The sequence below is a fragment of the Kitasatospora sp. NPDC056327 genome (assembly GCF_042261735.1).
Taxonomy (GTDB): Bacteria; Actinomycetota; Actinomycetes; order Streptomycetales; family Streptomycetaceae; genus Kitasatospora.
Genome location: NZ_JBHJRC010000352.1, coordinates 1 through 7,998 on the forward strand (window position 1 = coordinate 1; position 7,998 = coordinate 7,998).

At 77.1% G+C, this 7,998-nt stretch carries 1 protein-coding gene and 1 pseudogene; both read right to left on the reverse strand.

The features are described 5' to 3' along the window. A pseudogene (locus ACFCX4_RS32300) lies at positions 1–4,520 on the reverse strand (beta-ketoacyl synthase N-terminal-like domain-containing protein); the annotation flags it as partial. A 44-nt stretch (positions 4,521–4,564) separates the two neighbouring features. Beyond that, on the reverse strand, positions 4,565–7,998 hold a 3,434-nt coding region (locus tag ACFCX4_RS32305; protein WP_376150330.1), incomplete at its 5' end, for an SDR family NAD(P)-dependent oxidoreductase.

Below are 7,998 nucleotides of genomic sequence, written 5' to 3' on the forward strand. Positions count from 1 at the left end.
CCGGGGTGCAGTGCGGCGAGGTCGGTGAGGCCGTACCAGGCGGTGAGGTAGACGATCGGGGTGGCGGCGGCCTGCGCGAACGACCAGCCCGCCGGAACCGGCGCCACGTAGCGGTGGTCGGTCACCGTGGTCGGCGCCATGCCGCCGGTGAACAGGCCCATCACCCGGTCGCCGACGGCCACGTCGGTGACGTCCGGGGCGACCTCGGTGACGACGCCGGCCCCCTCGGAGCCCAGCGGCGCCTCGCCCGGGTACATGCCGAGCGCGATGAGGACGTCGCGGAAGTTCAGACCGGTGGCCCGCACCGAGATCCGGACCTCGCCGGCGCCGAGCGGGCGTCCGGCCTCCTCGTCGGGCAGCAGGGTGAAGTTCTCCAGCGAGCCCTTCTCGGTGAGGCCGAGCCGCCACGGCCCCTCCGGGGTGACCAGGCCGGACGGCGTGACCCGCCGAAGCCTGGGCGCCAGCGGCCGGCCCTCGCGCAGTGCGATCTGCGGCTCGCCCGAGGCCAGGGCGGCGGCCACCGCGGTGGCGGGGTCGGCGTCCGCGCGGTCGGTGTCGACCAGCAGGAGCCGGCCCGGCTGCTCGGACTGCGCGGAGCGCACCAGGCCCCAGACCGCCGCGCCCGCCAGGTCGGCGACGGACTCGCCGAGCTGGGCGGCGACCGCGCGGTGGGTGACGACCGCGAGACGGCCGTCGGCGAACCGGTCGTCGGCCAGCCAGGCCTGGAGCGTCTCCAGCACCAGTTCCAGGGCGGGCCGGGGATCGTCCCCGGCCGGCGGGCGCAGCACCAGCACCTCGGCCTGGCCGGCCTCGGGCCGGGCGAGCCCGGCCGGGCCGTCCACCGTCAGCACGCGGACCGCCGGCACCTCCCCGGGCTCCGGCCGCGGTGCCCAGAGCACCTGGTAGAGGTCCTCCGTGTCCGGGCCGGCCGCGGCCGGCCCGGTGGGCAGCGGACGGACGGTCAGCGCCTCCGCGGTCAGCACCGGGGCGCCCTCGGCGTCGGTGCCGGTGATGGTGACGGTGTCCTCGCCGGCCGGCGCGAGGGTGACCCGCAGGGCGGTGGCGTCGCTCGCGTGCAGTTCGACGCCCGTCCAGGAGAACGGCAGACGCGGGCCCCCGCTCCCCGGGGCGAGCCCGAGGGTGTGCAGGGCGGCGTCGAGCAGGGCGGGGTGGACGCCGAAGCCGGTGGTGTCGGTGCCCTCGGGCAGGGCGACCTCGGCGTACCAGGTGTCGCCGTCGTGCCAGGCGGCGCGCAGCCCCCGGAACACCGGGCCGTAGTCCAGCCCCTGTGGGTCGGGTGCGGCGTAGACGGCGTCCGTGTCGTGCCGGACGGCGCCCGGCGGCGGCCAGGCGGCGGTGCTCGCCGGGGCGGCGGCGGACTCGGGGGCCAGGGTGCCGGTGCCGTGCGGGGTCCACTCCTCCCGGTCGTCCGCGCTCTGCGGGCGGGAGAAGAACGCCAGGGCGCGGCGCTCGTCCTCGTCCGCCGGGCCGACGGTCAGCTGGAGTTCGACCGTGCGGCCCTCGGGGACCACCAGCGGGGCCTGGAGCACGAGGTCCTCCAGCCGGCCGCAGCCGGTCCGGTCACCGGCGTGCAGCGCGAGGTCCACGAAGGCGGTGCCGGGCAGCAGGACGGCGCCGCCGACCCGGTGGTCGGCCAGCCACGGTTGTGCCGCGAGCGAGATCCGGCCGGTGAGGACCAGCCCGTCGCCGTCGGCGAGGGAGAGGGCCGCGCCCAGCAGCGGGTGGTCGGCGCGGCGCAGCCCGGCGGCGGAGACGTCGGTGCCGTGGGCCTGCATCGGCAGCCAGTAGGTGCGGTGCTGGAAGGCGTAGGTGGGCAGTTCCAGGGCCTGCGCCGCCGGGGTGCGGCCGAAGTGGGCCGGCCAGTCCACCCTGGCGCCGGCGCAGTGGGCCCGGGCCAGGGCGGTGACCGCCTCGGTGCTCTCGGGCCGTCCGCGGTGCTGGGTGTGCAGGGCGGTGGTGGTGTCGGTGGGGAGGGTTTCGGCGGTCAGGGCGGTGAGGACGGGGTCGGGGCCGATCTCGATGTAGGTGGTGGTGCCGCGGCGGTGGAGTTCGGTGAGGCCGTCGGCGAAGCGGACGGCGCCGCGCAGGTGGCGCACCCAGTGGTCGGCGTCGAACTCCCGGACGACCAGGCCGGTCAGGTTGGAGACGACGGGGATCCGCGCCGGGGCGTGGCTCAGCCCGGCGGCCTCGGTGCGGAACTCCTCCAGGATCGGGTTTATGTGGGGGGAGTGGAAGGCGTGGCTGACCTTGAGGGGGGAGGTCTTGCGGCCCTGGGCCTTCCAGTGGGCGGCGAGGGCCTGGACGGCGTCGGTGTCGCCGGAGATCACGACGGAGGTGGGGGAGTTGACGGCGGCGAGGGTGGTGCCGGGGGTGAGGGTGGGGGTGATCTCGTCCTCGGTGGCCCGGATCGCGGTCATGGTGCCGCCGGTGGGGGCGGACCACATGAGGCGGGCGCGGGCGTTGACGAGGGTGCAGGCGTCCTCCAGGGAGAGCACGCCCGCGCAGTGCGCGGCGGTCAGCTCGCCGATCGAGTGGCCGATCAGCAGGTCCGGCACCAGGCCCCAGCTCTCGAACAGGCGGAAGAGGGCGCTCTGGTAGGCGAAGAGGGCGGGCTGGGCGTGCCGGGTCTGCTGGAGGGCGTCGGCGTCCTCGCCCCACATCACCTCGCGCAGGCCGGGGGCGAGGTGGGCGAGTGCGGCGTCCAGGGCCTCGGCGAACACCGGGTGGGCGGCGTGCAGTTCACGGCCCATGCCGAGCCGCTGGGAGCCCTGCCCGGAGAACAGGAACGCGGTCTTGCCCGGGACGGCCGGACGCTCGGTCAGCACCGGGGAGGGCCGGCCCTCGGCGAGCGCGGTCAGGCCCTCGGTGAGGGTGGCGGCGTCGGTGGCGACGACCGCCGCCCGCAGCTCCAGGTGGGCGCGGGTGCCGGCCAGGGCCGAGCCGACGGCGGCCGGCTCCACGGCGCCGGTCCGGCCGAGGTGGTCGAGCAGCCGCCGGGCCTGCTCGCGCAGACCCGCCTCGGAGCGGGCCGAGAGCAGCCACGGGACGGCCCGCCCGGGCCCGGCCGCGCGGGATTCGCCGGGTGTCCCGGTGGGTGTTCCGGTGGCTGTACCCGTGGCTGATTCCCCGGGGACCGCGTCCTCGGGGGCCTGCTCCAGGACGACGTGGGCGTTGGTGCCGCTGATGCCGAAGGAGGAGACCGCCGCGCGGCGCGGGCGCCCGTCGGCGGGCCAGTCCACCGCCCGGTCGAGCAGCCGCACCGCGCCGGAGCTCCAGTCGACGTGCGGGCTGGGCCGCTCGGCGTGCAGGGTCCGCGGCAGGGTGTGCCGCCGCATCGCCATGATCATCTTGATGATGCCCGCGACACCGGCCGCGGCCTGGGTGTGGCCGATGTTGGACTTGACCGATCCCAGCCAGAGCGGCTTGTCCGCCGGACGGTCCCGGCCGTAGGTGGCCAGCAGGGCCTGGGCCTCGATCGGGTCGCCCAGCGAGGTGCCGGTGCCGTGCGCCTCCACCGCGTCCACGTCGGCGGTGGTCAGTCCGGCCGCCGCCAGCGCGGACTGGATCACCCGCTGCTGGGAGGGGCCGTTGGGGGCGGTGAGCCCGTTGCTGGCGCCGTCCTGGTTGACCGCGGAGCCCTTGACCAGGCCGAGCACCCGGTGGCCGTTGCGGCGGGCGTCGGAGAGCCGCTCCAGCAGCAGCAGGCCGACGCCCTCGCCCCAGCCGGTGCCGTCGGCCTCGGCGGAGAACGCCTTGCAGCGCCCGTCCGGGGCCAGGCCGCGCTGCCGGCCGAAGCCGACGAACAGGCCCGGCGTGGCGATCACGGTGACGCCGCCGGCCAGGGCCAGCTCGCACTCGCCGGAGCGCAGCGACTGCGCCGCCAGGTGCACCGCCACCAGCGAGGAGGAGCACGCCGTGTCGATGGTCACCGCCGGCCCTTCCAGCCCCAGCACGTAGCTGACCCGGCCGGAGGCCACGCTGCCGGCGCTGCCGGTGCCCAGGTACCCCTCCAGATCGGCCGGCGGGTCGACCGCGCGGGTCGCGTAGTCGTCGTACATCACGCCGGTGAAGACGCCGGTGCGGCTGCCCTTCAGACCGGCCGGGTCGATCCCGGCCCGTTCGAAGGTCTCCCAGGCGGTCTCCAGCAGCAGGCGCTGCTGCGGGTCGGTGGCCAGCGCCTCGCGCGGCGAGAGGCCGAAGAAGTCCGCGTCGAACCCGCCCGCCCCGTACAGGAATCCGCCGTGCCGGGTGTAGGTGGTGCCGGCGTGGTCCGGGTCCGGGTCGTACAGGCCGTCGAGGTCCCAGCCGCGGTCGGCCGGGAACCCGCCGACCGCGTCGGTGGCGCTCGCCACCAGCTCCCAGAGGTCCTCGGGGGAGCGGACACCGCCCGGGTAGCGGCATCCCATCGCCACGACGGCGATCGGCTCGTCCGGCGTGACGGCGGCCGTCAGCCGTGCGGCCTGCCGCAGGCGCTCGTTCTCCTTGAGCGCGGCGCGCAGCGCGTTCACAACCTTCTGGTCGGGCGTCGCCATGGGGGACTCCTTCACTCCGTCGTTTCGAGGGCCAGCGACACGAGGTCGTCGACGTCCATGTCGTCGATCGCGACCGTGTCGTCGTCGCCGGGGGCGGGGGCGGGGGCTTCGGGACCGTCGGAGCCCTCGGCGAGCCGCGTCAGCAGCTCCACCACCCCGGCGCTCTTCAGCCGGGCCAACGGCACGGCGTCCAGCAGCCTGCGGATCCGGGCCTCGTCGGACTCGGGGGCCGGGCGGATCCCTTGGACCAGGTGGCCGGCCAGGGCAGCCGGCGTGGGGTAGTCGAACACCAGCGTCGGGGAGAGGTTCAGACCCGAGACGGTGGTCAGCCGGTTGCGCAGTTCCAGGGCGGTCAGCGAGTCGAAGCCCAGCTCGGTGAACGCCCTGCCGGTGTCGATGCCGACCGGCGAGGCGTGGCCGAGGACCGAGGCGACCTCGGCGCGCACCAGGTCCAGCAGCAGGTCCTCGCGCTCGGGCTCCGACAGCTCGGCCAGCCGCTCGGCCAGCGGCACCCCGGCCGGGGCGGCCGCCGCCCGGCGGGCCGGCGCGCCCGCCCCGCGCACCAGGCCCCGGTACAGCGGCGGCAGGCCGCCCCCGGAGGCCTGGGCGCGCAGCGCCGCGTAGTCGACCTTCGCCGGGACGGTGGCCGCCTCGTCCAGGGCGAGCGCCGCGTCGAACAGCGCCAGGCCCTCCTCCGCGGTCATCGGCAGGATGCCGCTGCGGCGGGTGCGTGCCCGGCTCGCCTCGTCCAGGGTCGCGGCCATGCCGCCGTCCGGCGCCCACATGCCCCAGGCGAGGGAGTGCGCCGTCAGGCCCAGCGACCTGCGGTGGACGGCGAGCGCGTCCAGGAAGGTGTTGGCCGCCGCGTAGCTGGCCTGTCCCGGGTTGCCGGTGGCGCCGGCCGCCGAGGAGAACAGCACGAACGCGACCGACGGCCGGTCCCGGGTCAGCTCGTGCAGGTGCCAGGCGGCGTCCACCTTGGGCCGCAGCACCCGGTGCAGCTGCTCGGGGGCGAGGGTGCGGACGGTGGCGTCCTCCAGGACACCGGCCGCGTGCACGACCGCCGTCAGCGGGTGCTCGGCCGGGATGCCGTCCAGCAGCTTCTCCAGGGCGGAGCGGTCGGTGACGTCGCAGGCGGCGACGGACACCTCGGGGGCGAGGCCGGCCACCAGCTCGGCCACGCCGGGGGTGAGCAGCCCGCGGCGCCCGACCAGCACCACGCGCCGTGCGCCGTGCCGGGCGACCAGGTGCCGGGCCAGCAGGCCGCCCAGCGCGCCGGTTCCGCCGGTGATCAGGACGGTGCCCTCCGGGTCCAGCCCGGGGCCGCCGGCGGCCGGGGCCACCCGGGCCCGGCCCAGCCGCGGGGCGTACGGGGTGCCGCCGCGCAGGGCGATCTGCGGCTCGCCCGCGGCGATCGCGGCCAGGGCCGCCGCGACCGGGGCCGCCTCGGGGTCGTCCTCGTCGAGGTCGAGCAGCCCGAACCGGCCGGGGTTCTCCGACTCGGCGCTGCGCACCAGGCCCCAGACGGCCGAGGCGGCGAGGGACGCGTCGGCGGAGCCGCCCCGGGGGGCCGGTTCGCCGGGCGGGGTCACCGCGGCGGCGTGCTCGGCGGTGAACACCAGCCGGGCGGCGGCCAGCCGCTCGTCCTCGAACAGCTCCTGGATCAGCGCCAGGGCGGCGCCGGTGGCGGCGTGGGCCGCCGGCACCGGCGCCCCGGCACCGACGGGCAGGCACGGGGTCAGCACCGCGTGCGGCACCGGCGCCCCGTCGTCCAGGGCCGCGCGCAGGGCGGCGAGGTCGCGGTACCGCGCGGCCTGCCCGGCCGCGGCCAGACCGCGGACGTCCTCGCCGAGCACCGCCCAGTGGCTGCCCGGGACCGGTTGCGCCGGCGGCACGGCCGCCCACTCGACCCGGAACAGGTCGTCGTGGCGGGCCGCCGGGAGCTGGTCGGCGGAGACCGGGCGCACCACCAGGGTGTCGACCGTCACCACCGGCGCGCCCGTCGCGTCCGACACCGTGATCGTCACGGAGTCGTCCCCGGTCGGCACGGCGCGCACCCGGACGGCGTCGGCGCCGGTGCGGTGGAAGCGCACGCCCGACCAGGACACCGGCAGCCGGGTCTCACCGGGCTGCTGGAGCAGACCGAGGACGTGCAGGGAGGCGTCCAGCAGGGCCGGGTGGACGCCGAAGCGCTCGGCCCCGCTGTCCTCGGGCAGCGCGACCTCCGCGTACAGCTCCCGCCCGTCCCCGGCGTCGCGCCGCCAGGCCGCACGCAGGGCGCGGAAGACCGGCCCGTACTCGACGCCCGCGTCGGTCATCGGGCCGTAGACCTCGTCGACCGGCACGGCGCGCGCGTCCTGCGGCGGCGGCCAGGCCGTGTCGTGGCCGGCCGCGGCCGGCTCCGCCCCGTCGGCGGTGGCCAGCATGCCGCCCGCGTGCAGCGTCCAGTCCGGTTCCTGCTCCCCGCCCGCGGGCTGGGGCCGGGAGTGCACGGTGACGGTGCGGCGGCCGGTCGTCGTGGCCGGGCCCACCACCACCTGGACCAGGACGGCGCCGTGCTCCGGCAGCACCAGCGGCTCGCGCAGCGTCAGTTCCTCGATCACGTCGCTGCCGGTGGCGGCGCCGGCCCGCAGCACCATCTCCAGGAAGGCCGTCGCGGGCAGCAGCGGCGCACCGTGCACCGCGTGGTCGGCGAGCCAGGGGTGCGCGTCCAGCGAGACGAGGCCGGTGAAGACCGCGCCCGCCCCGCCGGCCAGGCCGACCCCGGCGTCCAGCAGCGGGTGGTCGGCGCTCTCCAGCCCGGCCCGCTCCAGGCCCGCGGCCGGGGCCGGGGTCCGCAGCCAGTACGGCTCGTGCTGGAAGGCGTAGACGGGCAGGTCGACGGGGGTGGCCGGCCCGCCGAAGAAGGCGGCCCAGTCCACCGGGTGGCCCTGTGCGTGCAGGGTGGCGACGGCGGCGGCGACCGCCACCGGCTCGGGGCGGTCCCGGCGGACGGCGGCCACGGCCGGCCGGTCGTCGGGCAGCGTGCCCCGGACCGGCGCGGTGAGCACCGCCTGCGGGCCGATCTCCAGGTAGGTGGTGGTGCCGGTGTGGTGGAGGGTGGTGATGCCATCGGCGAAGCGGACGGTGTCGCGCAGGTGGCGGATCCAGTAGTCGGCGTCGTACTGCTCGACGGGTCGGCCTGTGAGGTTGGAGATGACGGGGATGCGGGGCCGGCTGTGGGTCAGTTTGGCGGCTTCGGTGCGGAACTCCTCCAGGATCGGGTCCATGTGGGGGGAGTGGAAGGCGTGGCTGACCTTGAGTGCGGTGGTGCGCCGGCCCTGGGCCCGCCAGTGGGCGGCGAGGGCTTCGACGGCGTCGGTGTCGCCGGAGATCACGACGGAGGTGGGGGAGTTGACGGCGGCGAGGGCGGTGCCGGGGAGGAGCGTCGGCGTGACCTCCTCCT